Annotated in this window: 20 protein-coding genes and 1 riboswitch; of the genes, 1 reads left to right on the top strand and 19 read right to left on the bottom strand. The window is 34.5% G+C overall.

All coding sequences use genetic code 11. The features are described from left to right. Positions 1-67 precede the first annotated feature (67 nt). The 19 genes from clpB to IGJ50_RS06680 all read right to left on the bottom strand — a co-directional run bounded on the left by clpB (position 68) and on the right by IGJ50_RS06680 (position 25,712). Positions 68-2,671, bottom strand: coding sequence for an ATP-dependent chaperone ClpB (gene clpB / locus IGJ50_RS06770; RefSeq protein WP_429949593.1), 2,604 nt, complete (start codon positions 2,669-2,671; stop codon positions 68-70). A gap of 714 nt (positions 2,672-3,385) precedes the next feature. Next, a complete protein-coding gene (locus tag IGJ50_RS06765) occupies positions 3,386-3,775 on the bottom strand; it encodes a DUF3887 domain-containing protein (RefSeq protein WP_429949591.1) in 390 nt (129 codons plus the stop codon). Beyond that, positions 3,772-4,470 carry a YhfC family glutamic-type intramembrane protease gene (locus IGJ50_RS06760; protein WP_069639986.1) on the bottom strand — a complete coding sequence of 233 codons (699 nt, stop codon included), beginning with the start codon at positions 4,468-4,470 and terminating at the stop codon, positions 3,772-3,774. Before IGJ50_RS06760 ends, IGJ50_RS06765 begins: the two co-directional genes overlap by 4 nt. Positions 4,471-4,554: 84 nt before the next feature. Then, positions 4,555-5,781, bottom strand: a complete 1,227-nt coding sequence (locus IGJ50_RS06755; protein ID WP_069639985.1) for a GHKL domain-containing protein — start codon at positions 5,779-5,781, stop codon at positions 4,555-4,557. 129 nt (positions 5,782-5,910) lie between these two features. Then, positions 5,911-6,645, bottom strand: coding sequence for a LytR/AlgR family response regulator transcription factor (locus tag IGJ50_RS06750; protein ID WP_069639984.1), 735 nt, complete (start codon positions 6,643-6,645; stop codon positions 5,911-5,913). A 177-nt stretch (positions 6,646-6,822) separates the two neighbouring features. Then, positions 6,823-9,483, bottom strand: coding sequence for a magnesium-translocating P-type ATPase (gene mgtA / locus IGJ50_RS06745; RefSeq protein WP_069639983.1), 2,661 nt, complete (start codon positions 9,481-9,483; stop codon positions 6,823-6,825). Between the two features lie 233 nt (positions 9,484-9,716). Further along, positions 9,717-10,214, bottom strand: coding sequence for a GNAT family N-acetyltransferase (locus IGJ50_RS06740; RefSeq protein ID WP_429950044.1), 498 nt, complete (start codon positions 10,212-10,214; stop codon positions 9,717-9,719). A 32-nt stretch (positions 10,215-10,246) separates the two neighbouring features. Next, positions 10,247-10,894, bottom strand: a complete 648-nt coding sequence (locus IGJ50_RS06735; protein WP_429950042.1) for an MgtC/SapB family protein — start codon at positions 10,892-10,894, stop codon at positions 10,247-10,249. A gap of 359 nt (positions 10,895-11,253) precedes the next feature. After that, positions 11,254-11,424, bottom strand: a riboswitch (M-box (ykoK) riboswitch). Positions 11,425-11,582: 158 nt separating this feature from the next. Then, positions 11,583-12,053: a hypothetical protein gene (locus IGJ50_RS06730; RefSeq protein ID WP_429949587.1), complete on the bottom strand. Its 471-nt coding sequence runs from the start codon at positions 12,051-12,053 to the stop codon at positions 11,583-11,585. 165 nt (positions 12,054-12,218) lie between these two features. Next, the gene (gene dnaI, locus IGJ50_RS06725; protein ID WP_429949585.1) at positions 12,219-13,148 is read right to left on the bottom strand and encodes a primosomal protein DnaI; all 930 of its coding nucleotides are present in this window, start codon (positions 13,146-13,148) and stop codon (positions 12,219-12,221) included. After that, complete coding sequence (locus IGJ50_RS06720; RefSeq protein ID WP_429949583.1) at positions 13,148-14,554, bottom strand: replication initiation and membrane attachment family protein; 1,407 nt, start codon at positions 14,552-14,554, stop codon at positions 13,148-13,150. Before IGJ50_RS06720 ends, dnaI begins: the two co-directional genes overlap by 1 nt. A 12-nt stretch (positions 14,555-14,566) precedes the next feature. Continuing rightward, positions 14,567-15,052, bottom strand: coding sequence for a transcriptional regulator NrdR (gene nrdR, locus IGJ50_RS06715; RefSeq protein WP_069639977.1), 486 nt, complete (start codon positions 15,050-15,052; stop codon positions 14,567-14,569). A 299-nt stretch (positions 15,053-15,351) separates the two neighbouring features. After that, positions 15,352-15,945 carry a dephospho-CoA kinase gene (coaE, locus tag IGJ50_RS06710; protein WP_069639976.1) on the bottom strand — a complete coding sequence of 198 codons (594 nt, stop codon included), beginning with the start codon at positions 15,943-15,945 and terminating at the stop codon, positions 15,352-15,354. Positions 15,946-15,948: 3 nt separating this feature from the next. Further along, positions 15,949-16,785 (bottom strand): DNA-formamidopyrimidine glycosylase, encoded by an 837-nt coding sequence (mutM, locus tag IGJ50_RS06705; protein ID WP_429949580.1) that lies wholly within the window; start codon positions 16,783-16,785, stop codon positions 15,949-15,951. A 98-nt stretch (positions 16,786-16,883) separates the two neighbouring features. Then, positions 16,884-19,529 (bottom strand): DNA polymerase I, encoded by a 2,646-nt coding sequence (gene polA, locus IGJ50_RS06700; RefSeq protein ID WP_429949578.1) that lies wholly within the window; start codon positions 19,527-19,529, stop codon positions 16,884-16,886. Between the two features lie 837 nt (positions 19,530-20,366). Then, positions 20,367-21,278: an aldo/keto reductase gene (locus IGJ50_RS06695; protein WP_429949576.1), complete on the bottom strand. Its 912-nt coding sequence runs from the start codon at positions 21,276-21,278 to the stop codon at positions 20,367-20,369. A gap of 60 nt (positions 21,279-21,338) precedes the next feature. Beyond that, complete coding sequence (locus tag IGJ50_RS06690) at positions 21,339-22,817, bottom strand: helix-turn-helix domain-containing protein (protein ID WP_069639971.1); 1,479 nt, start codon at positions 22,815-22,817, stop codon at positions 21,339-21,341. A gap of 108 nt (positions 22,818-22,925) precedes the next feature. After that, positions 22,926-24,962 carry a heavy metal translocating P-type ATPase gene (locus IGJ50_RS06685; protein ID WP_429950040.1) on the bottom strand — a complete coding sequence of 679 codons (2,037 nt, stop codon included), beginning with the start codon at positions 24,960-24,962 and terminating at the stop codon, positions 22,926-22,928. 186 nt (positions 24,963-25,148) lie between these two features. Next, a complete protein-coding gene (locus tag IGJ50_RS06680; protein WP_207121312.1) occupies positions 25,149-25,712 on the bottom strand; it encodes a hypothetical protein in 564 nt (187 codons plus the stop codon). A 317-nt stretch (positions 25,713-26,029) separates the two neighbouring features. Here IGJ50_RS06680 and IGJ50_RS06675 point away from each other — a divergent pair, with 317 nt between their 5' ends. Beyond that, positions 26,030-26,842: a helix-turn-helix domain-containing protein gene (locus tag IGJ50_RS06675; RefSeq protein WP_429949573.1), complete on the top strand. Its 813-nt coding sequence runs from the start codon at positions 26,030-26,032 to the stop codon at positions 26,840-26,842. The last annotated feature ends 35 nt before the right edge of the window (positions 26,843-26,877 follow it).

Genomic DNA, 26,877 nt, shown 5'->3' with positions numbered 1-26,877 from the left:
TAAAATCAATTTTTTGTACTTTAAAAAAATTGAGATAGCTTTACAAAAAGCTACCTCAATTTCCAATTTATTCTTCTATCGGTTCATTTTTAAACACCAATTGTTCATTCAATAAACTAATCGTTACTTTTGTTTTTGGCAATACTCGTCCTGAAACGATTTCTTTTGCTAAAGGTGTTTCAACTTCTTTTGTAATGAACCGTTTCAATGGGCGTGCACCATATGCTGGATCATAACCACTCTCTGCGATCCAGGTTTTTGCCTCATCAGAAATGACTAATTCAATTTCTTGATGCTCTAAACGTTTCGCTAATTGAGCTGTCATTTTGCCGATAATGCCTTTGACATTTTCTAAGCTTAGCGGTGTGAATAAGATTGTATCATCGATTCTATTTAAAAATTCTGGTTTAAAGTTGCCTCTTAAAATCGTCATTACTTGTTCTTCAACTTCTTCTGGTATTGTCCCTTCTGACGTTACACCTTCAAGTAATAGTTGCGAGCCAATGTTACTTGTCATAATCAAAACAGTATTCTTGAAATCAACGACCCGTCCCTTAGAATCAGTCAGGCGACCATCATCTAATACTTGGAGTAAAATGTTGAACACATCTGGATGTGCTTTTTCGATTTCATCTAATAAAACAATTGTATAAGGGTTTCGACGAACGGCTTCTGTTAATTGACCGCCTTCTTCGTAACCGATGTAGCCTGGAGGTGCTCCGACTAAACGAGATACACTGTGTTTTTCCATATACTCACTCATATCGATTCGAACCATATGATCTTCCGAATCGAACAGATCTTCTGCTAAAGCTTTAGCAAGTTCTGTTTTCCCAACACCTGTTGGTCCTAAGAATAAGAAGGAACCTAATGGCCGATTCGGATCTTGTAAACCAGCACGTGAACGAATCACAGCATCGCTAACAGCATCTACTGCTTCATCTTGCCCAATAACACGTTTATGAAGGGTTTCATTTAATTTCATTAGTTTTTCACGTTCGCCTTCAACTAGTTTTGTTACCGGAATACCTGTTAAACGGCCAACCACTTGAGCAATTTCATTTTCAGTCACCGCTTCTTGTACCATGCGTACATTGTCTTTCGCATTTTTAGCTTCAAGTACTTTTAGTTCCTCTTCTAATTGAGGAATCGTTCCATGGCGGAGTACAGCTGCTCTTTCTAAGTCATAATTGTTTTCGGCATCTTCAAGTTCATGTTTAGCTTTATCAATTTCGCCACGCTTGTTGCTGACAGCATTGACTTCTTCTTTTTCAGTCTCCCATTGCATCTTCATCGCATTGGCTTCTTCACGAAGATCTGCTAATTCTTCTTGCAATGCGTTCAATCGTTTTTTGCTAGCATCATCGGATTCTTTTTTCAAAGCTGCTTCTTCGATCTCTAATTGCATCAATCGACGTGTTACTTGGTCGAGTTCAGTTGGCATAGAATTCATTTCAACCCGGATCGTTGCACTCGCTTCATCAACTAAATCAATGGCTTTATCTGGTAAAAAGCGATCCGTGATATAACGATCTGACAAAGTTGCAGCTGCGACTAAGGCATTATCGTGGATATTTACGCTATGATGGATTTCAAAACGTTCTTTTAAGCCACGTAAAATACTAATTGTGTCTTCAACAGTTGGTTCTTTTACTAGAACTTTTTGGAAACGACGTTCTAATGCTTTATCTTTTTCCATGTATTGACGATATTCATCTAATGTTGTGGCACCAATCAAATGTAGTTCTCCACGAGCCAACATTGGTTTTAATAAATTACCAGCGTCCATACTACCCTCTGTTTTACCAGCACCAACAATATTATGAATTTCATCGATGAATAGGATAATGCGTCCTTCACTTTTCTTCACTTCTTTTAAGACTGCTTTTAGACGTTCTTCAAATTCACCACGGAATTTAGCGCCAGCGATCAATGCCCCCATATCTAAAGAAAAGATTGTTTTGTCTTTTAAATTTTCAGGCACATCTTTACGGACGATTCGTTGTGCCAATCCTTCTACGATTGCTGTTTTACCCACACCTGGTTCACCGATCAAAACAGGGTTATTTTTTGTTTTACGAGAAAGAATCCGAACGACATCACGAATTTCTTCGTCACGACCGATAATAGGATCTTGATTGCCGCTTTTCACTTGTTGGACTAAATCTACCCCATATTTTTCTAATGCTTTGTATTGTTCTTCTTGATTTTGAGAAGTCACACGATCTCCCCCTCTCATGTCTTCGATATTTTTGTGTAGTTCTTTTTCAGTGATTCCTTGACTTGTTAGATATTTAGTCAAACGATAATTTTTTAGTTTCATCAATGCTAAAATCACGATTTCTGTTGCTAAAAATTCATCTTGAAATGATTCACGTAGCTTATCTGCTTCAGCTAATAAGTTGAACAGATTTTGACTCATACTTTGACCATATTGAACATTGCTGCCTTGTATACTTGGATATTCGTCGATTGCTTGATCTATTTCACGTTCAAAAGCTTCTACATCAACGCCAGCATCTGTATAAAAATTACGACCAAAATGATTTGGCTGTAAAAAAATCTTCCATAAATGAGCAATATCGATTTCCTGATGATGACGAGTAACCGCAACCTGTTGCGCCTCAGCAATAGCCTCTTGTAATGTCGTTGTCATTTTTTCGATGTTCATAGAATTACCTCCTAAATTTAAAAGCTGAACAGGCTCACTTAGCTCCGACTGAAAAATAGGAAAAATCGACTGTGACGTTTTTTGTCACATTCTATTTTTATCTTTTTTCTGAGGAGCTAGCCTGCGAAGCTAGATAGCGTTAAAAGCGGAACAAATCGGTTAATCCTGTAGAAAATTAGGAAATTAACATTGAAACGTTCTTTGTTTCACTGGTAATTTGTCTATTTTCATAGGAACTGATTTGTGCAGCTAGATAATGTTAAAGCGCAGCGAGCTCATCCAGCTCTGACAGAAAAATAGGAAAATATAACTGAGGTGCTTTTTGCCTCATTTATATTTTATCTTTTTTCCGAAGAGCTAGCCCGCGCAGCTAGATAATGTAAAGTGGAACAAGCTTGTCCAGCTTTGACAGGAAAAAATATCTATCAATCTCCACTCTCTAAATAGTATCCCTAATTTATCAAAAAGACAGTAGGTCTTTTGTACTATTTATTCAAAGTCTAAAGTCTGATTAATTTTGACCTTATGAATTTATTATACTCGATTGGTCAATAAAGGTCAAATAAAAACCATTGAATTTTGATCAATGTTTCTACTTAATTTTATAATACAACTTATTCATTTTTTCACAACTATTATTATCGCTCAAACAAAAGAAGAAGGTATAAAGTCTAACACGCTTTACTCCTTCTTCATCTATTAATATGATCTTTTTTATTTAATAAAAAAACCTTCTATTTTTTCTTTTTCATTGATCGAGATTGTAAAGACTCTTTTCTCTTTTTCATATTTGGCAACTAAAACAACCACATAAAAATTGTCTTTCTTTTCAACAGTACTTTTATCAATTGTTTCAAACGGTCCTGATTTTTCAAGAACTGGTGCAATAGCTTTCTCAAAATCCGCTCTATTCAATTGTTCTAGCATTTTATCAGAAAAGGATTCACTAGCTTTATCATAATTCCCATCATTGATCAATGTTACAATTTCCTCAGCTTTAGCTGTCATTTTATTTGAAGTCTCTTGATCGACTTTTTCTCCGCAAGCGGTTAAGATCGTCATTCCAATAAGGATCGTGATTACTGATGATAAGACTTTTTTCATTTTAGGACACTCCACTCTTTTTTTAATTTTCTAACATAAAAACCTAAGCCTATCACAATGATGCCAAAAAGGCTTTCCGTTAAGATGAGTGATAGACTCCCAGAATATTGTGCAATCGCAATCACTGAATCAATCAGTCCGTGTAAAACTATTGCAAACCAAAGATAGTGAAGCTTTTGTTCTTCAACACTTTTCATTACAATTATTGATAATTCTACATGGAAAGTTATTGCAATTATTCTTTCTAAACTCCCCCACAAAAAGTCACTAGTTGCAATCTCTGGATGCACTGGACTTATTAAATAAATGAGAGCGTTCATCCCTAAAAATAAAAACGCTTCAATTCCGCCATGCCCTAGACCAAAAAATACAGCTGTTTGAAAAGAAGCATACGCTTTTAAACAATAGTTCATCATGACATATCGACCCACTTCTTCAAAAAGTCCAGCAGTAAAAGCTAGAAAAAGAAGGTAAACAATTGGATGCATCGTTTGAAAAAGATTGAATTCTAAACTATTCTTTGACAAAAATTGTAATAAAGGAAGCCTAAGGACTAATTGGAAAATTATGAATGTCAAAACACCTAAAAGAAACGCTTTTACATAGCTACGTTTGACTAAACAATAGCTCAAGATAACTATTGGAAGAATCCCACCCACACTTAACGCTATCACAGCACTAAACAGTTCACTCACCTCTTTTCATGTACTTCTTCAATAAAAGTATACATCTTGGTGCGCATTCTGTAATAGTTCTGTTCACAAGTGGTTCTTTTTCGTTCACAAGTGGTTTTTATTGAGTTTCAATGTTTGAATCAAATAAGGGTGCTCTATACATGTTTCTATCATTAAATTTGGCGAGTGATTAACTATTTGCTCTAAGGAAAATAGTCCATAACCTCTTTGATTCCACTTACTTTCTTTGCTGGATTTAGATTTGCGAAACATTTGATCAATCGGCAGAATATTTTTTGGACAACTATTTTTTGCGACAAAAATCTGATTGTCTTCTACTTCAAAAAACGCAATGATCAATTCTCTCTCATCAGATGCTTCTGCGGCTTCGATAGCATTGTCCACTACGATTGAAATACTTCTGATAAAATCAAGCAGATCAATATAAATTTCTGTTATTTCTTCTGGTATATCCACTGTGACATTCAAGTTTTTTTGACAAGCATCTATAACTTTGACACTCAACACACTTTTGATTTCAACAATTTTTATTTTCGTTAATTTAGTCAATTCAAGTTCTTTATTAGAAATAATCTTTGAAGTTGGTTTGATTACTTCATAATACACCTGCTGAATCGAATCTAAATCTTTTGAACGGATACTTTCCTCTAGAGAAAGAAGCACGTTCGAATAATCGTGACGAAAAGTCGCCAATTCTTCGTGTAAGATTTCCAACTTCTCTGTATATTGCTTCATCTCATAATATTCAGATTCTTTTTGCTTTGCTAAGAGTTTCTTATTTGTTAATTTAAAACTATAATAAAAGAAAAAAAGTGCCAATCCAAACGCAACAAACAACAAAGGATAGGCTAATGGCTCAAACTGCCAAAAATAATGCTGGAAAAAAAATGATGCAGGATTGAATGCCATAAAAAGAAAAAAATTACAAATCAGGATGCAAACAATACTTAAATACAGCATTGGGCTTTCAACCAAATAAGCAAATACTCGGCTGATTTTCTTTCGGAGTATCATGATTAAGCAAAACATAAACAAAGCAACAACCAATGGGAGGACTATAAAACTTGAAAAATAGGTTGGAAATTGAGAATAGATTAATAACCACGTAAAGATTTTATTCAATTCACTTTGTAAAAAAGTAATCAAAAAGACCGTTACCCCAGAAAAATATATATTTTCAACGATAGATAGTTTATGTTGCTTTTGCCTTACCCCTAAGTAAAACAATAGTAAAAAAATAGTAACGACTGAATAGATATTGTATCCACTACTATTAAAAAAGCCTGTTACAATTGTCAAAATAGTATTCAAGATAAACAGTCTGCTCCAAGCTATTTTGCTATTGATCAACTCTAAATAAAATATAAAATAAACGAATCCTATTACTAAACTTGTACTTATTATTATCCCCATAACCATTGACCAACCATTCTCGATTTTTTACAAACCTGTTATCCAGTGATCACACACTGATTTCAACATTCGTCTTGAAACTGGAATTTTCATTCCATTAGATAAAATCAATTCCCGTTGAGTATGATCTATTTCCCCAATTTTATCTAAATTAACAACATAAGATTGATGACAACGCATAAATTGACTCTTGCTGGTTTCGATTTCTTTCAGTTCACCATAAAAGCGCAGCGATCGTTGTTGGGTGAAAAGGGCTAAGCGATGCGCATCTGTCGTCATTGCGTAATAGAAATCTGAAACAGGTACTTTTATTGTTGCATGACTGTTACTAACGATCAAATAATCATCGATCACTTGTTTTTGATTCAACTCCTGATATTTAATCAGACATTTTTCGATTTCTTCTTTCAAAATTGCTGGTTCAGTCATTTTTTCTATAAAGGCCAAGGCAGAAACCATATATTGATAGGATATCGGAGCAAATTCTGAATGTGTCGTTATAAAAACAATTAATCCTGTATCATCAATCATACGAATTTTCTTAGCAACCTCAAATCCATTATATACAGACTTTTTGATCTCGATATCGAGAAAATAAATGTTTGGCGATATTGAGTTGGGGATCTGTTCTAAGATTTGTTCGCCTTTTTTGGTAACAAATATAAACTCATAACTAACATTTTTTTCCTCACAAATGTCGGTTATGATGCGCTTTAACGCTTGTGCCTGAATAACATCATCTTCCAAAACAAAAATACTCATCTATTCTCACCCCTCGATCAATCAACGCTATAATTTTTTCAAACTAATTCAATTATACTAGCTTTTTTATAAAAAAACAGCGCAAGATAAACAAAATAAAAACAGAGAGGAAAATTTAGTAACCATTTCCTCCCTGCATTTATTTAGCAAAAATCTTCACTCATAAAATCGTTCTTACTATAATAATTCCCCAAAACGCTTCACATAGATTTTTTTTACGACCATAACCAATAGCAAATAACTTACTATTGTTAAACCTAGCCAAGCGAAATAATTTAATGGCAATCCTGTTAAGCCTAAACTTTCTCCAAAGCCTGTAAAGGGCAAAATTGTCCCGACCGCAATCCCTAATGAAGTAATTGTCGTTAGAATAAATGATGCGCGACTTTGTAAAAATGGAATCTTAGGTGTACGCAAGGTATGAATCACCAATGTTTGTGACCAAAGTGATTCAACAAACCACCCTGCATGGAAAATGGCAATAAAGGTTGCTTGTTGGGCTGGTGCTAAATCATGATAATTTCCGCCAACTAATTGGGGACAGATAACGAAATACATTAATAAGTAAGTCGTAATGTCAAAGACTGAACTAGTTGGTCCTAACCATTTCATGAAGGAACCGATTTTCGATGCATCCCATTTTTTGGGTTTTTCTAAATAGTCATCATCAACGTGATCCCAAGGAATCGACATACAAGAAATATCATAAATCAAATTCAAAAACAGCAATTGTAACGGTAGCATTGGTAAAAATGGTAAAAAGATACTAGCAACTACCACCGAAAACATATTACCAAAGTTTGAACTAGCTGTCATTTTAACATATTTCATGATGTTTCCAAATGTAGTTCTCCCTGCTAATAAACCACGTTCAAGGATCATCAAATCCTTTTCTAGCAAGATGACATCTGCCGATTCTTTTGCAATATCAACAGCCGTATCAACAGAGATGCCAACATCTGCTTCTTTCATTGCTGGTGCATCATTAATCCCATCTCCCATGAACCCAACAGTATGACCTGACTCTCTTAGAACTTGAACGATTCTTGTTTTTTGTTGCGGGGTTAATTTCACAAAAATATTATATTTTTCTGCAATCATTTTTAGTTCAGAATCATTCATTCGTGCGATTTCGCTTCCAGAGATCAACTCTTCATGGGCTAATCCAACCTGCTTACTCACTGATTTTGTTACTAATGCATTATCACCGGTTAAGACTTTGACCCCTACTCCGTGATTTTTTAGTGCTTCTAATGCAACTTTAGTCGTCTCTTTGGGTGGATCAAGAAAGGCAAGATAGCCGATCAAAACCATTTCATTTTCATCTGAGACAGAAAATTCATCGATTGTTGCAGGATTTGTTTTTTGGGAAACAGCAAGTACACGTAAACCGTCCTCGTTTAATTCTTCAACTGTTTTTAATAGCTCTTTTTTCAGCTCTTCTGTTAAAGGTGTTACTACGCCTTGATAGTCAACATAGCTAGAAATTTCCAGCATTTCTTCAACAGCACCCTTTGTGATCATTTGCGTTTTTCCAGTATTGTCTTCAATCACGACACTCATACGACGACGTTTAAAATCAAAAGGAATTTCATCTACTTTTCGATACTCAGAGGAATCGATTGAAAGTTCAGTTTTTGCTGCATCAATAATAGCGACATCCATTAAATTTTTCAATCCAGTTTGATAATAACTATTAAAAAAAGCATGGCGTAATACGCGATTGTCTTCTTTTCCATCACAATCTAAATGATATTCTAAGATAATTTTATCTTGCGTTAATGTTCCTGTTTTATCTGTACACAAAACATCGATTGCACCAAAATTTTGAATAGCATTTAGATTTTTTATGATCGTTCCTTTTTTGGCCATTCTTGAAGCCCCTTTGACAAGATTGGTTGTCACGATCATTGGCAACATTTCAGGTGTTAGTCCAACTGCTACTGATAACCCGAAAAGAAAGGCTTCAAACCAATCTCCTTTTGTTAAACCATTGATTAAAAAAACAGCTGGTGCCATGACTAACATAAAACGAATCAATAACCACGAAGTTTTACTAATGCCTAATTCAAAATTCGTTTGAGGATTTTTATCAGAAACATCTTGCGCCACTTTACCAAAAAGTGTATCATCTCCCACAGAAACAACTATGCCTTCAGCACTACCACTAATTACATTACTGCCCATAAATACAATATTTTCATATTCTGTTTCTGAACTGCCTGCTTTTAGTTTATAGTCTGCTCTTTTTTCTACAGGGTAACTTTCCCCTGTCATAGCTGATTGTGAAACGAATAAATCTTTCGTTTTCGTTAAACGAATATCGGCTGGAATCATATCTCCTGCTGATAATTTTATGATATCACCGCAAACAATTTCTTCGATTGGAAGCTCTACTGTCTGTTTTCTACGAACAACAGTGGCTGTAACCTTGACCAAATTGTTCAATTTTTCAGCCGCTTGATTTGATTTAACCGATTGAATTAGTGTCATTGTACCACTGATCAAAACCATTGCTAAAATAATCAAGACACCGATGAGATCCCGATCTTCAGGTGGTGCAATCACATAATCAGTGATAAATGAGATGATTGCCAACGTGAGTAAAACAATTGTGAAGGGTGTAAAATAAGCTTTGATTATTTGAACAATCAGAGGCGTTTTTTTACCATGTGAGATAATGTTTTCCCCAAACGTTTCTCTCGATAAGACTGCTTGTTGATGTGTTAGTCCTCGCTTTGAAGAATTGAAATAGGTTACGATATTTTCTGCTGAATTTCTTGCAAAATATTCATAAGATTGGTTCTTTTCTTTAGTTAATGTTATTCTTTTTTCCATTTGTTTTTCCTTCTTTCTAAACTCTTACCAATGAGATAATAGATGATCGCATAGCGATTTAAGTTATCTCAATGATCAGATATTCAATCTTTTAAGAATCGGACCAATGGAAAAAGAGGTATGCTTATCGGAGTAAGTTTCTGAACTGCCCTAGAAACAAATAGACAATAATAAACTTATCTTCTTTAAAAACAGGGTTCTTTTTACAAAGGTCCTTGATCATCTGACTACTGTCATCCATTTGTTTCCATCTCCTTTAGCGTTATATATCTAATAAATTTAAATGATTCGATTTTCTTATTAGTGTAGATTCTTTTCTCAAATGTTTTTAAGACGACATTTCCGTCATTATAGGCTTGTCCTATACTTTGATATCCAAAATGTTCATAAAAACCCCAAGCCTGCATACGCCCGTTTAGAATTATGATTTGGCACCCCATAAGTTCTGCTACTTTTTCAGCAAATTCAAGTAATTTTTTTCCAATACCAAAGCCTTGATGCACTTCATTAATAGCTACTTGTTTGATTTGTCCTATTGTTCTACTCTTTTTTGAAAGAATTAATGTTCCCACAACATTTCCTTCGATCATAGCTGTCATATGAATATCTTTTTCTTCGTTCAAAGGCAACTCTTTGATCCATTCTTTACCAGCACTAGACTTAAGCAATTCGTTTCTTAATTGGACTCCTGCCCAATAGGCTTCACTATTCCAATTGATAATTTTAACCATCACTGTTTTACCATCTTGATTCCTCCGTTCTTTTAGTTAGTCATTTGATTGATTTCTATAACTTCTGAAAGCTGAGACAACTCAGAAATAATCGTATTGATTACTAGACTACCATTTCTTGTAGCCTCAATTTCCAAAAACAACCGGACTTTTTTTCCAGCTAAATCTGTACAAGAAAATTTAGTGAATGTTAGACAGTACTTATCTAACAACTGGATAATCTCAGTTCTAAGCATGACTTCACTGCTGTTACTAGCAATAACAGAAAGATAATGAATTGTCTCTGTTTGATCGTCTTCTCTTTGAACTGTATAATCATCTATTTTGAAAGATAAATTTCTCAACAGGATGTTCACTAACATTAAGATAACAGCACAAACTACGCCTTCTGTTACAAATCCAGCACCAATCATACTGCCCACAGCTGCTGAACACCATAATGTTGCTGCGGTATTGATGCCAGTTACGCTAAATCCTTCTCGTAAAATCACTCCCCCGGCAAGAAACCCAATACCACTGACGACTTGAGCCGCAATTCGTGTTGGACTATTGTCATCTTGAATCAGCGATGATAGCGAAACGAACTGACATGAACCAAACGTTACCAAAGTCATCGTTCTCATACCAGCCAACTTTTTTCGCCATTGTCTTTCCGCACCGATGATCATTCCTGCAAAGATACTCGCAACAATATTAATTAAAAATGCATAGGCTTTCCCCTTTCTTCGATTTGTTTGTTTTCAGCTCGTTACGTCTCTCTCTTCGATCAACAAGTACTGTTCAACATCTGCTCTGCCAATGGCAATCGTTGGGTTTCAGTACGTCGGGCACTTCTCTCTCTTCGATCGACAAGTACTGTTCAACATCTGCTCTGCCAATGGCAATCGTTGGGTTTCAGTACGTCGGGCACTTCTCTCTCTTCGATCGACAAGTACTGTTCAACATCTGCTCTGCCAATGGCAATCGCAGTGTTTCACAGCAAAAAACCTTCCGCCAAAAACTCAGCGGAAGGTCATAAATAGGCGTACAAAAAAAAGCCTGCATGATCTAATCGTTGAGTTTTGGCACTATACAACGTAAAAAGCAGAGCTTTTAGCTACCTTATGAAAAGCCTTGTAATCGACAATCCCTGTTCTACCCATTGGCATCTCTCGATGTTTTTGGGCAGTAGCCTGTGTTTGTATAGGAGCCTCACCTAACAAATCTATTTAGTTGTCTTACAGAAAGAACTATACCACCATCACAAAACAAATGTCAATGTTTTTCCGTTTATTTTTTGAATAAGCAATAATCGTTTCACTACAAAATCAAAAAATCACTGTCAAAAAATACTTGAATAGAGCGTTTTTTACAGTGATTTTTGATAGATTAATTTTTTTCAACTTTGACTACTGAATTACCAACTACTTGAGGTGGGATCGACATTGTCATGGCAGGTAAACCAACTAAGGTAAATTGAATTTTATCTCCCTTTTTCAAATCATTTTCAGTAATACCATCTGCCAATTGTTCATTTGATACATTTAAGATTACGCCATCATTTTTCATCATACCGATTATTTTTTCTGGATCTTCAATTACTTCAACTTCATTTAAAACCAAACGTAGAGATTTGTCTACCGTCTCGTTTCTCCTAGCATCTTCCATTAAAGTGGCTATAAATACTGATTTTGCTTGTTCTTGTTCCACGTTATGAGATGTTTCATCTGTCACTTGATTTTGTTTACTACTCATAGATGTTTCTTCACTTCCTTTTGCAGAATCATGGCTATTTTTCGTACATGCTCCTAAAGAAATCAATGTAATGATAGTTAGCACTGCCAATGTGATTTTTTTCATAGGATATCCCTCCATTATTGATATCTAATTATAAGCTATATTTTTGATTCCAGTCTAATATCATCCTTAGTTCTCTTAAAAAAGTAAAAAATGATTGAGACAGAACTCTTCGAGTTACATCTCAACCACATGGCTTCCATAAAAGCTGTAGTAGTCTGACCACCTTTAACCATTTCTCCGGTCATTGCCTGACATCGTAATTTCTTGTGCTAAATAACGAATCCGCTCCATGATTCGACGAGCCTTCAACGGCTCTTGTTCCCCACGCTGAGTCACGGTCAAGTGCTTTTCTAAATCCTTTAAATTTAGATTCGATGAAAAAAAAGTCACTAATTGTTCTTGCATCCGATATTGTAAAATCACACTAAGCACATCATCTCGAATCCAAGACGTCATTGATTCCGCACCTAAATCATCAATCATCAAAACAGGGGACTTTTTAACGGTATCCAATTTTGGGCCTACCATATCTTTGCCGATTGCTTGTTTCATTTCGACAGTAAAGGTTGGAAAATGAACAATCGTTGTAACGAATCCCCGTTCAGCTAAGCTGTTGGCAATTGCACCTAGTAGAAAAGATTTCCCTACACCAAATGTCCCTTGTAAATAAAGTCCTTTATGAAATTCTTTTGGATTAGAAGTGTATTCATTTAGAAATTTCATTGTTTCGGCCATCGCTTGAGCACGACCTTGAGATGCTGTATCAAATCTACTTAGGTTCGCTTCTCGCACATCTTTTGGCATATCCATGGCCCGAACTCGTTTACGAATTTCATCTTCTTTTTGCTTAGCAATCAGAGCTTCTGTCGGCACATAAGTGACATCGATATAATGGAAATTCAAGGTTAGTTTTGGCTCATATCCGGGTGCGATCATTGTTGGATCATTCAAATTATATTTACGTTTTTCTTGAACAAATTCATATAGTTTTGAATAACTTTTTCGAATATCATCATCTGACAAACGTTCACGGTTTTCCTGAATAAATTGTTGAACATCCGTATCTTTCAATACAACTTCAACTAACTCATTGTACCGTTCGTTCATGTCTCTGTTTTGAATGATTTTTGACATTTCTTTCCCTACATCTTCCATTAATTATCGCCTCCTTTGCTTAAGAAATCTTGTATTTCTTTATCCAATCGCGCCTGCTCTTCTTTAGATAATTTTTGCTCCTCAACTGGATTGTCAACCCAATCTGGTAATGTTTCTTGGCGAATTGGTCGATTATTTTGACCATAGCGCTGTCTTGTTTGCTTTTGTTCTTTGCCTTTTTTAGCAATTTCTCGTACATGATCAATTGCTTTTTCTGGAGAAAAAATGCCACTTTGAGCCCATTCGTTTGCGATTCGATTCACATAATCGGCTTTCAATGTTGGTTGCTTTTGAATATTATAAACATAGTTGATCAAGACATTGATCACACTGTTTGGCAAGCCTGATTTGCTGACTAAATATTTAACTAAAGAGCGTTCTTGTGGAGTCGTATAGCCGCCACGCTCATTTTTCAATGCTTCCAAATAGTTTAGCGGAAAATTGTTCTCACTGTCCATGATCATCTGAATATCTTGCATTGAAAAGCCATTCATTTTTAATGAATTGTAACGGTATGTTTGTTGATCTTCAGCTGATAAATCAACTGTCTCATTTTTTTGAAACTGACTTGTTTTTTGTTTTTTATCAGGATCATAGGTCCTATAGACCGCACGCTCAAATTCTTTTGTGTCAATTTTTCCTGTATAATAGTCAAATGATTTAGAACAGAAATCGATCATGTCTAGTTCTGTAATTCCAAATAAATTATGAAAAACAAAAACTTCTTCTTTAAAACCAACATGATTATCTGGTAATTTGATACCCAGTTTTTCGATTCCTTGTATAAAATAGGACCAATCAAATTGTTCACTGACTGCACTTATTTTCTGTGCTGGACGTGGATCCTCAAAAGCTTGCTCCATTTGACTTAATTGGTTGCTTTGTGCCACAATTTGTTCTTCTTTAAATAGATAAGCATCTTTAAAGCCTACCGAAATTTCTTCAAAACCGTTCAAATTAATGAACTTTGGTTTGAACCGATCAAATAATTTATCTAATTTCCGCTGACCTACACTGTTTAAAAGTGTTAGCGATAATACTTCATCTTTAAAAAAACGTTCTGCTGTTTCAGGATGGTTCAAACGATATAAAAACAAAGTCCCCAGTTCAGCATCATTTTTTACAAAAGTACTTAATAAACCAATGCCTTCTAATTTCTTTCTAGCCAATTGAATTTGTTTAATACTCTTATCCATTATCGTAATCAATTCTGCGTGAAACAGCGACTCACTAATCCCAGTTTTTTCAGCTTCAGATAACAGTGTTAGATATAAACCAAAGGCATCCACACCGATAATAGGTTGGTATAAAAGGGTCAATATCTCTTGTTCCTGATTAGAAAGCGGACAAGCAATCGCCGCTTGAAATATACTTTTAGGATGGACTTCTTTCCAATTGTCTTTCAAGGAAAGACCTCCTTATTCATTTGTTGCATCGTCACTTGATGATTTCGCTTTGTCTACGATATCCTGCAATTCTTTTAGGAATACACTCATATCTTTGAACTGACGGTAAACACTGGCAAATCGAATATAAGCAATCTCATCTAGATTAACTAAATCTTCCATAACATATTCTCCGACTAACGTCGTTGAGACTTCGTTTTCACCTAAACTACGTACTCGATTTTCAACATTATCGACGATTTGCTCCATTTGTTCCATAGCAACAGGTCGTTTTTCAGCAGAGCGAATCAATCCGCGTAAAACTTTCTCTCTATTAAATTCTTCTCGATCCCCATTTTTCTTGATGACTAACAATGGCGCCGCTTCAATTCGTTCGAAGGTTGTAAAACGGTAATTGCAATTTTCACATTCTCTGCGACGACGAATTGCACGTCCATCATCTGCTTGACGACTATCGATCACTCGAGAATTATTATGATGACATCTTGGACAACGCATAGTGTTCACCTCGTTTATCTTATATTTTATAATATACATTATTTACGTATCTATATTATAACATGAAATGCTTGAGAAGCCATACATCTAGTAATAGTTCCACGATAAATTAATGCTCATTTAATCCTGGTATTCAAAAAGAAAGAGTTGGAATAAATAATGAAAATTCCAATATAAAACATATTCATTTTTCTTTTTTTATTAAAAAAATCAAAAAAAGCGACAATAAGATTTATTCATCGCTTTATAATTACTGCTATTTAAAAAAACATAAAATAGATAGAGAACTTATCATCTACTTAAAAGTTTTTTTCAGAAACCCATGCTTCAATTAACTTTTTTGTTTTTTCAATATTTTCTTGATTATCAAAAACAATATCCGCATTTTTTTTCTTTTCTTCAATCGATAATTGGCTTTGGATTCGTTGCAAAGCTTCATTTTCACTTAGATGATCTCTTTTCATCAAGCGAAGTAACTGGAGCTTTTCTGGAATATACACGACAGCCACTTGATCGACAAATTTGTCATAACCGCCTTCATAAAGTAATGGTATATCAACGATTATTAACGATGCTTTATCTTTTTTTGATTCGATTTCAGCTAAGATTCTTTCTTTTATAAATGGAGACAGAATTTTATTGAGTATTTTTCTTTTTTGTGCATCGGAAAATATAAGTACACCTAGCTTTTTTCTGTTTAATGAACCATCAGAATTGATAATATTTGTTCCGAAAACCGAAACAATCTCAGCCAGTCCGATGCTTCCAGGCTCAACAACTTCTCTTGCTATAATATCCGCATCCACGATGGGGAAACCTAAATTTTTAAATACATTAACAACCGTACTTTTCCCTGTAGCAATACCTCCAGTTAAACCTAATATCAGACCCATCCATCAATTCCTCACTTTCAAGGTTTGACATTTTGGACAAAAATGCGTTCCTCGTTGAGAAACCTTGATTTTTTTAATCGGTGTCCCACATCTCGAGCAAGGCTTTTCTGTTTGACCGTAAACATTTAAAGAAATTTGAAACGTTCCAGCTTCTCCGAGAGCATTTAGATAGCTTCGAATTGTTGTTCCACCAGCCTCAACCGCACGACCGAGAACGTCAATGATCGCATGATATAAGCGCTCAATTTCTTTGGCTTTTAAGGTGTCTGCTGGCTGCTCAGGATGGACCTTCGATTCCCACAGTGCCTCATCTACATAAATATTGCCCAACCCTGTCACTAGACGCTGATCCAATAATAATGGCTTGATTGCCTTATGATGCTTCTTTAGACCTGTGCGGAATTCTGATAATTTAAATTGAGAAGGGACAGGCTCAGGACCTAGAGCTAAAATCCCTTTATATAGCCCTGCTTGATTTTTTTCTACTAAAGTCATCCTACCAAATTTACGCACATCTAAGTATCTTAATTCTGTTTCATCAGTGAATGTAAAAATAACGTGAGTATGCTTATTTCGGTCATTCTGCGGATCATGGGTTTCATACTTTCCTTCCATTCGCAAATGAGAGATCAAATCATAGTTTGTTAATTTAAAAATCAAAAACTTGCCACGACGCTCCATGTTTTCAATTGTTTGCCCGATCAATTGTTGTGCAAAAACATCAACTTCTGGTGTTTCGATGATCCTTGGCCATAAAACAGTTACTTCTTTGATGGTTTTTCCAACGACTAATTTTTCTAACCCTTTTCTGACTGTTTCAACTTCTGGTAATTCAGGCACCTTTCATCGCTCCTTTAGAAAAAAAGACTGAAACCAACACAGCAATGTTTTTAACATTGTCGTTTAGTCAGTCTTTTCCACTTATTTTATTGCCTTATCTATTTAGCGTCATACCATGTTTTGCCCCAACTACTATCCGTTAGCAACGGTACGTGTAAAGCAACAGCATTTTCCATCACATCTTTAACTAAGTCATTTAATTTTTCTAACTCAGATTCAGGTGCTTCAAAAACAAGTTCATCATGTACTTGCAATAGCATTGTTGCTTGCATATTTTCTTCTTTCAAACGTTTTTGCATGTTGATCATTGCAATTTTCAAAATATCCGCAGCACTTCCCTGAATCGGTGTATTAATCGCTGTCCGCTCTGCAAATGAACGTAAATTAAAATTACGTGAATTGATATCTGGTAAATAACGGCGGCGATTATATAACGTTTCTACAAATCCTTTATCTTTAGCATCCCGAACAATAGCTTCCATATACTTTTTCACACCAGGATATTTTTCAAAATACGTGTCAATATATTCTTGTGCTTGCTTTCTAGTAATACCAAGGTTTTGCGACAACCCATAATCACTGATTCCGTAAACTATGCCAAAATTTACAGCTTTTGCTTGGCGACGCATATTCGGTGTTACATCTTCCGGTTTTTCAATACCAAAAACACGCATAGCTGTGCTAGAGTGAATATCTTGACCTTCAATAAAAGCTTCTTTCAAATGTTGATCATCTGAAATGTGTGCTAAAACACGTAGTTCAATTTGAGAATAATCGGATGAAAAAATCAACCAATCATTTTCTCTCGGTACAAAAGCTTGACGAATTTTCCGTCCTTCTTCTAAACGGATTGGAATATTTTGTAAGTTAGGATCAACTGAACTCAAACGTCCTGTTTGAGTCAATGTTTGAACATAGCGTGTGTGGATCTTGTCATCAGGTTGAATCACTTTTAATAGCCCCTCAACATAGGTTGATTGGATTTTGGCGATTTGACGATAGACCAAAATATCTTCGACGATCGGTGCTTGCTCTTTTAATTGTTCCAGCACGTCAACTGCGGTTGAATAGCCAGTCTTTGTTTTTTTAATAACAGGTAGACCCATTTTTTCAAATAAAATCACGCCCAATTGTTTAGGTGAATTCAAATTGAATTCTTCGCCAGCTTCTGCATATATTTTTTGTTCGATTTCACGTAGTCGATCTGAAAATTCGATACGCATTTCTTTCAATCGATTCGCATCCACACGAATACCTGTGATTTCCATATCACCCAATATTTTTGAGAGCGGTAGTTCCATTTTATAGAATAGGTCAGCTTGATTCTTTTCAACTAATTCTGCATCTAGTTTTTCAGATAGAAAATGAATAGCGTTGACTTTCCGTGCAAGATGGCTGAAAAAAGCCTCATCATCTTGTGGTAAGCCTTTTTTCGCACCTTTTCCATAAACTGATTCATCCGAGTGGATATCAGTATAACCATAGTGCTGCGCTACACCCTCAATATCCGCATTGTTATCATTTGTATCTAATAAATAAGCAGCTAATAAGACATCAAACGTAATACCTTGAGGTTTCCCAACGTAGCGGTTAAGAGACACATAGGTACGTTTTGCATCGTACACTATTTTTTTATATTTTTCTGATAACAGCCAATCAACAAATGGTTTGCTTTCAAATAATTCTAAACTGTTTGTTGTGTATACTTTGTTCCTTGTTCCCCACGCAACACCTACAATCGGTGAAGTATGGTAATTATCTTCCAACATTTCAACATATAAGGCCATATCATCGGTAAACATTTCTTCTGTGAATGTATCTACCACATCAAAATGAACATCTTCTAGCTCAACTACTTCTTCTTCAACATTCAATTTGCTTAGCATTTGTTTGAATTCCATTTCTTTATAGAAAGGAATCAATTTTTCTAAGTCTTTTCCTTCATATTTTAGTTCATCAATATTGATTTCAACTGGAGAATCGATATTGATCGTCGCTAAGCGCTTTGACATAAAAGCTTGTTCTTTGTCGTTAATCAAATTCTCTTTCATTTTGCTTTGCTTCAAGCTATCGATGTTTTCATAAACGCCCTCAACTGAACCGAATTCTTTTAACAATTTAATAGCTGTCTTCTCACCAATTTTTGTTACCCCAGGGATATTATCTGAAGTATCTCCGGCTAAACCTTTCATATCGATAATTTGACTGGGGGTCAACCCATCATATTTTTCAGCTACATGCTCTGGTGTATAGGATTCTAAATCACTGACACCTTTGATCGTAATATCTACTTTTACTGAATCTGTTGCTAACTGAGTCAAATCTCGATCACCTGATAAGACGACCACATCAAATTGGTCCTTAGGTACTTTAGTCGCTAATGTTCCAATGATGTCATCTGCTTCATAATTATCTAATTCATAATATTTTACACCTAAACCAGTTAACAATTCACGAATGTAAGGCATCTGCTCTTTAAATTCTCCAGGTGTTTTTGAACGTCCTGCTTTATATTCTGGGTAAAATTCGGTCCGAAATGTGGTTTTCCCTGCATCAAATGCGACTAAAACATGAGTTGGTTTTTCTTTTGTCATAACATTTTCAAACATATTATTAAACGCATAAACCGCATTTGTATGTAACCCATTTTTATTTTTAAAACGTTCTAAGGAATTGTGTAAAGCAAAAAATGCTCGAAACGCCACGCTGTTTCCATCAACTAATAATAATTTATTTTTTGTCATTCTTTTATCTCCTCATCTTAAGCAAACTGGTTTCCTATCTATTCTAACAAAAATTTGGTAACTTTGCAGTAGGAAGGAACTAAAGTTCGTAAAGTCTATTAGAATTATTAAATTAAGTGCAACACGCTCTTAAATACTTTAAAAATAAGAACATTTTAGTTAAGTTAATCGCCTTGAATTTATTTTTATAGTAGGTCAATCTTTCTGTTGGACATTTTTTAATGCTCTTTTCTTTCATTAGCTTCTTTGATAAAATAAAAAATGTATTTGACTATAACGATTCAATACAATGGAGAGCAGGAATAATTTTGAAAAAATTAGGTCAAGACTTAACTCAAAGACGAACAAGTGTAATTTTATTTACGTTTTTTTGTGTACAATTATCAATATATTCTTACAGAAGACTCTAACAGTGTCTGATTTAATTGGTATCTTTGTGGAGACAACAGTCATTGCCTTTGGTATATGGCAAGTGAGAAAAATGAAACATTACGTTAGGTAATATTTCTTTCTTTAATAGTTAGAATAGACTTGTTATTTTTGATTCCTTTCATTTGGTTAAAGCTAACAATTTATCATAAAATACCTTAGACTAGTAATTAAAACAAAAAGAAAACCCTCTCTGCACACTCAGAGGGGGTCAATTAGGAGTTCACACAAATGAAATTGATTTTTTGTAACTATTGTCTCTTTCTTCTATGTCTTTATACTACAAGGTAAATGTGAAAAATATATGAACGAAACATTTCTAAAGTGTAACTTTTTTAATGACCATCATCTTAATTCTTTATTATTCAACAGAATCAGTAACTGCTGATTTGTTCAAAAACATTCTCATCAAGGTAAAATATTTCCAGCTGCACAATAGATTTCATACCATTCTTCTCTGTTTAATACAATCTCAGAAGCTTTTGCAATTTCTTTAATTCGCTCTTTATTCATACTTCCAGCAATAACTTGCATGTTTGCAGGATGTCTTAAAATCCAAGCAGTAGCTAAGCCAGTGGCTGTGCAATTATGATTTGCCGCAATTCGATCTAAAACGCTGTTTAATTCTGAGAATTTCTCATTTCCAATGAATACCCCTTCAAAGAAACCATATTGATAAGGCGACCATGCTTGAATTGTCATCTGATTCAATCGTGAATAATCTAAGAGACTTCCATCTCTGTCAGTACTCGGTTCATCTGTCATGTTCACATGGATTCCTTGATCAATCATTCCTGTATGTTTGATCCCAAATTGCAATTGATTCACTTGTAGTGGCTGCTTCACTGTCTTTTTCAATAAATCGATTTGCATGGGTTTTTGATTGCTAACACCAAAATATTTTACTTTTCCTTGTGCTTCTAACTGGTCAAAAGCTGCTGCAACTTCTTCAGGTTCTACTAGTGTGTCTGGTCTGTGTAATAATAAGGCATCTACATACTCAACATCTAAACGCTTCAAACTGTTTTCAACTGACCCTACGATATGCTCTTTGGAAAAGTCGAACATTCCTTTACGAATACCACATTTTGTCTGGATAATGATATCTTCTCTTTTAATCGATGTTTCTTTCAACGCTTTTCCAAAAATAGTTTCGCATTCTCCTCCACCATAAATATCTGCATGATCAAAAAAATCGATCCCATTTTCATATGCAGTTTCTATAATCTCTCTAGGATTTTCAGCGCCATTCATTCTCATACAGCCGAGAATAACCGATGCTACTTGTAAATCGCTTGTTCCAAATTGAATTTTTTTCACTAGAAAACCTCCTCAAATTATATTGACTATTTTAGTTTAACACATTTTTATGAAAGGGTTTCATTTTCTAACTTTTTTTAATATCTTTTCAATTTTAATAAATCCCTCCTCAGAAAATTCTGGCTCAATAAGTAAGGTTGGTAAATTGTACTTTTGCTCCACTTCCTGACAAAGGACTGTTGTTAAAATGATATCTGAGTATGAGATGTTTCTAGAAATTCTGGCATAAATAACAGCTAAATTGAATTTGTTAAGAAAAAAAGTATTAATTCTCTTTCCTAGTTGCGTTTCGATTTCAAGTGGTAAATCCGTCATCAAACAGACCACAATTTTTTTCTCATTATAAACAGGTGGAATACGAGAACTTAAAATCATAAAATACCGATGGAATAAAGATTCTTTTGGTATATTGCGATAACACGGGGACTCTTTTACCAACTCACTTATCCCTTCTTCAAGTTTACTTGAAAAGCTAGGATAGCATTCTTGGAGAGCTTTAATTGGCTGATTCCTTTCAAATGAAATATTTGAAACTAATTCATAATGTAAATGGAATCCTAAAAATGCATTAACGCTTTCCATTGAATAGGTGAAATTATTATTCCAAAAGACTCGTCTAAATTTGTGTGCTGCAATCAATGTTTTATAAAAACAAGATGTCTGCCTTAAATAATGCTCTTCAATAATATAGGCCTGTATGCGTGATTCATAGTACTGAAAAAAATATGCTTGAGAAATTAAATACAAATAAGCTAATTCTTCAAAAGGCAAGTGCTTCGTCATTTGTTCCATTCTCATTGCCTTCATAAATTTCAAGAAAATAGAACTATTTTCAATATATTGCTTCCAGTTAGTTCTTATCTGAACTTTGTTCCCTTTTTGATAACGCCAGCTTGCAATTTGAATCATTCGATAAAGACCTTTTTTTTGAAGATCATTTATTTGTATTTGAAAAAATAAAATGAATTGTTCTGTTAGGCATTTGCTTCGATTTTTCCCATTAAGTAAAAACTTCGTTTCCGTCCCTTGATAAACAAACCAGTAAAAATGGAAAATCATCGCTCTTATCTGTTCCTCATTTCCTTTAAATTCGTACGTTCCTCGTGTCAACTGAATATTAAATTTTTTAAGCCACTCGTTGATCTTTTTCATACGTTTTCTCATACTTGACTCACCAATCAGCGATCTTTCTGCTAATTGTTTCATTAAAATATTCTCCTCTTCGATAATTGCTTTCAGAAAAACAATCTCAGGTAGATTGCTTAAATAGCGAACTAAAAACGTTTCTACATAATGTGCATTGTCTTTTTTTAAGTAAATATATTTTTTTGAATTAGCACAAATGGTTAAATGCTGATCCAATTGATATCGTTTGAATAATTTTTGTAATTTGACCAATGATCTTTGGATCGTTTTTGAATTGATTCCTACTTCATTTGAAAGTTGTTTTAATGAACAACTATTCTCATTTGATTTGAGTACATTAAACAGGTTAAGTAACTTGATTGATTCAAAATCAAGGATTTCTTTAAAGTCCATTCCAAACCTCCGCCATAAAAATGAGCCTCTATTCTATCACTCATTTTCACAAAAAAAGTAATGAATAGGCATATTAAATATACGCACTATTCATTACTTTTCATTTTTTTAATTATGGATACGTAAAGTCATAGCATTTGCTGCAACTATTATAGTGCTCAGAGACATCAAGATTGCTCCAACTGCTGGGTTTAGTATTATTCCCCATGGTGCTAGAATCCCTGCCGCTAGTGGAATCGCAATAATATTATAACCAGCGCCCCACCAAAGATTTTGAATCATTTTGCGTCGTGTTTGTTTGGCTAAATCTAGGAAACGGAGAATATCTTTTGGATCACTATCTGTCAAGACTACATCAGCTGAATCAATTGCAACATCAGTTCCCGCCCCAATCGCAACACCGATTGTCGCTCTAACTAAACTTGGTGCATCATTAATTCCGTCTCCAACCATCATTACTTTTTTGCCTTCGCTTATATATGTTTGAATGATTTTCTCCTTATCTTCTGGCAATAACTCTCCATGAAATTCATCAATCCCTAGGTAATGAGCGACTGATTCTGCTGCTTTTTTATTATCACCTGTTAACATTATAGGAACGATTCCTTGTATTTTTAACTCAGTAATAAATTGCTTTGCTTCTGATTTTACCACGTCTCCTAATGCAATCAACGCCACAAGTTGCTCCTCAACAATCAAATAACTTAAGGTATTTCCCTGTTCTTGATAGCTTTGTTTTAATAAACGGTCAAAGGTAAAATTTAATCGATCCACTTCTTTTTCATTCACAATTTTTACGGATTGTCCGTTGACCATCCCTGTTAAACCAATGCCGGAAATACTTTGAAGGTTCTCTGCCTTGTCTGGTATAATTCCTTGTTCTTTTATATACTTCATGATGCCTATCGCTAATGGGTGATTCGCATTATTTTCCAAGGCACCGATCAATTTTAGGGCCTTTTGTGTAGTCATCTCTTTGCTGAGCATTTCAACCCCAGTTACAGTAAATTTGCCTTCAGTCAGTGTTCCTGTCTTATCTAACATAACATATTGAATGTCATTTGCTTGTTCAAGGGCATTACGGTTTTTCAATAATAATCCATGTTTTGCTGCAATTGAAGTGGAACGTGCCACAACCAAAGGAATAGCTAAACCTAGCGCATGGGGACAAGCAATAATAAGGACCGTCACCATTCGTTCAAAGGCAATGCTTACATCTCTATCGATGATCAGCCAAGTAAAAAATGCGAACAGTCCCGCAGCGAATGCTATATAGAACAACCACTTTGCCACTCGATCTGATAACGATTCAAGTTTTGATTTTTCGCTCTGAGCTTTTTTTACCATCCCCATAACTTTTGAAAGATAGCCTGTTTCGCCAGTTCCTGTTACTCTTATTTCAATTGTTCCACTTCCGTTAACCGAACCTCCGATAACCTTATCCTCTTTATTTTTTGTCACAGTTTTTGACTCACCTGTAACCATTGATTCGTCCACTGATGTTTGACCGTTAATGATTACACCATCAGCTGGTATTTTATCGCCCGCCCGGACTACTAAATGATCATTTTCTTTTACTTGCTGCAATGCCACCTCTTCCTCGTTGCCGTCTTTGTTTAATCGTTTCACTGTGTTAGGTAACAGTTCAGCCATCTTTTGCAAAGCATCACTTGCATTGGAAATAGCATTCATCTCGATCCAATGACCCAACAACATAATAACAATCAAGGTGGCCAACTCCCAGAAAAAATCCATCATATGATTTTGCGGCATTAACTTATTCATTATGAATGCGTACACGCTATAAAAATAAGAGACAGAAATACCCATAGCGATCAAGGTCATCATCGCTGGACTTTTTTGTTTCAGCTCCATCTTAGCACCATTTAAAAAAGGTTCCCCTCCATAAAAAAATAAAATTGATGCTAAAACCAAGACGAGCCAATCAGAACCAGGGAAAGTAAACTGAAAAGACAAATCCACACCCATCATTGGTGAAATAAAAATAATCGGTATAGCAAGAATTAAAGAAAACCAGAACTTTTGTTTAAAATTCCCCATATGCATAGAATGATCCATACTAGACATATGTTCATGCGACTGATGCCCAAATGTACTGTGATCCATACTTTCCAAGTTATGCATTTGATGATCACTATGTTCTTCATCGTTCCTCTTCATTAAAATTCCTTCTTTCCTTCTTTTCAATTCATTTATGTCAGAGCCAATCTCTCATTTTAAGCATAGCACAATCTAGCATTTGGAAAAAATAAAGTAACTCATTTCATATAAACAAAAATTTCTTGCGTATTTTATATTAAGTCACTCTGATTAATGCCAAGTATAACTCTTAAAAAGCCAAATTGCATAATCTCTTTTTTCTTTAATCCTACTATATTTTCTTACACAAGATTCCTTAAAATATTTATACACGTTTTTTTCAGATTCTCGTTTTATTTCACTATACATTTGTTGGATTGCTTTTCGATTTGCTTTATATTTTTTACGGTTTCCACCAGTAAATCCATAAAAAATATCAATTCCTTCTGACTCTTTAGTAATGGGAGAATGACGAAATAATTCATTTTGAGTTTTTTTGAGCTTTTTTAGTATGTCTTCTGTTACACTTTGCTCAAAGCCTTCTTTGATGATCATCTTGCACAATCGTGTATATTCGATCTTTGCCACATGATTATATACATGGCTTGCATAATCTAAGCCTTTATATAAAACATTTGCGCTAAACGACATGTTGACTAGTAGCTTGTACTGTTGAATACACGTCTCTTCCATTCTTTCTTTATTTTCTTGGTAAGGAATCTCATTATTCAGTCTAACCAAGAATTGATATAAAAGATGATTTTTTTGCTCCTCAATTTTAGCTATTTTTTTCATGTGTACTTTTCCTCCTTAAATAATGAATGTTTTTCGGTATTTTTAAAAAAAGAAATTAATGGACTAAAGTAAATTTATTGGGTCTTATTTTTTTATTTTCTTAGTGGTAAAATTTACTTATACTCTCATTTTATAAAACAAAGAAAAATAATTGAATATATTTCGGTATAAAAATCATATCACTCCAAACGATTTATTGCAACAACAAATTGAAATAAATACGGTACATTTATTCTTAAATAATGATATAGTAAAAGAAAGAAATTTTAGTCAGCTTTACGACGAGCGTAGAGTATTCATACCAAGGAGGTATTATTTTGGAGATAGATTTAAAAGCAGCTGGTAAAAGAATCAAAGAAATTCGAGATCAACATAAGTACTCAATGGCTCTTTTTGCTAATTTAGTAGGAAATGCAAGTGCCAGCACAGTAAATAACTGGGAAAAAGGAAATAATCTACCTAAACCAGAAAGATTAGAAAAAATTGCGATTCTTGGCAACACAACAATCGATTGGATTCGCTATGGAGCGTTCAAAGATTATGTGAAACAATTATTGAGTGAAGCGAATTTACAACATCAACTTGAGAATGAACAGCTTGAACTATTAATACACTCACTAAAAAAACAGAAGATCAGCTATAGCCAAGATTTAAAGATACTGACTACTGCAAACGAGCTATTCCCAGATTTATTTGAAATAAATTATCAATCAGAACTTTCCGAACAATTCTCCCTTATTTCTGAAGATTCCACACTTTACAGAATCGAACAAAACGATCGTTATAGAACAGACTTTTTACCAATGATCGAAGAATTATTGTATCATTCTAACCAAAAAGAGATTAACGCTTCTGTCTTATTTTTAGTCTTTGATTTATTAAAACGATCAGAATCATGTAAACTTTTTCCAGAGGTTCCACAAATTTTTGCTTTATTATCAGAAGTTATCACTAACGATATAGTTTATAGAACGAAACACACAATGAAATCCATTGATTATAACAGTTCTATTAAAAAACCTAAGCAAGGTAAACTATTAACTGAGAAAACAGTGACAAAAAAATATGCTCAGGTAAAAAAAGAACTCATCTATTTACTTGATGAATTTTATGCTGATTATAATATTTAAAACGAAAATAAGCTTTTTTTTAACTATTACAATTA

Origin of the sequence: Enterococcus sp. AZ101, from assembly GCF_050499005.1 — a bacterium.
GTDB classification, from domain to species: Bacteria; Bacillota; Bacilli; order Lactobacillales; family Enterococcaceae; genus Enterococcus_L; species Enterococcus_L ureilyticus.
Note: the sequence above shows the minus strand (reverse complement) of the source record. Positions and strands in the feature narration are given on the sequence as shown.

Excerpts from the sequence above, each read along its gene's own strand:
- dnaI (WP_429949585.1), bottom strand. The coding sequence starts at position 13,148 with ATGGAAGATGTAGGGAAAGAAATGTCAAAAATCATTCAAAACAGAGAC.
- polA (WP_429949578.1), bottom strand. The coding sequence starts at position 19,529 with ATGACAAAAAATAAATTATTATTAGTTGATGGAAACAGCGTGGCGTTT.
- IGJ50_RS06765 (WP_429949591.1), bottom strand. The coding sequence starts at position 3,775 with ATGAAAAAAGTCTTATCATCAGTAATCACGATCCTTATTGGAATGACG.
- clpB (WP_429949593.1), bottom strand. The coding sequence starts at position 2,671 with ATGAACATCGAAAAAATGACAACGACATTACAAGAGGCTATTGCTGAG.
- IGJ50_RS06740 (WP_429950044.1), bottom strand. The coding sequence starts at position 10,214 with ATGGTTAAAATTATCAATTGGAATAGTGAAGCCTATTGGGCAGGAGTC.
- IGJ50_RS06730 (WP_429949587.1), bottom strand. The coding sequence starts at position 12,053 with ATGAAAAAAATCACATTGGCAGTGCTAACTATCATTACATTGATTTCT.
- coaE (WP_069639976.1), bottom strand. The coding sequence starts at position 15,945 with ATGGGTCTGATATTAGGTTTAACTGGAGGTATTGCTACAGGGAAAAGT.
- IGJ50_RS06690 (WP_069639971.1), bottom strand. The coding sequence starts at position 22,817 with ATGGACTTTAAAGAAATCCTTGATTTTGAATCAATCAAGTTACTTAAC.
- IGJ50_RS06685 (WP_429950040.1), bottom strand. The coding sequence starts at position 24,962 with ATGCATAACTTGGAAAGTATGGATCACAGTACATTTGGGCATCAGTCG.
- mgtA (WP_069639983.1), bottom strand. The coding sequence starts at position 9,483 with ATGGAAAAAAGAATAACATTAACTAAAGAAAAGAACCAATCTTATGAA.
- nrdR (WP_069639977.1), bottom strand. The coding sequence starts at position 15,052 with ATGCGTTGTCCAAGATGTCATCATAATAATTCTCGAGTGATCGATAGT.
- IGJ50_RS06680 (WP_207121312.1), bottom strand. The coding sequence starts at position 25,712 with ATGAAAAAAATAGCTAAAATTGAGGAGCAAAAAAATCATCTTTTATAT.
- IGJ50_RS06750 (WP_069639984.1), bottom strand. The coding sequence starts at position 6,645 with ATGAGTATTTTTGTTTTGGAAGATGATGTTATTCAGGCACAAGCGTTA.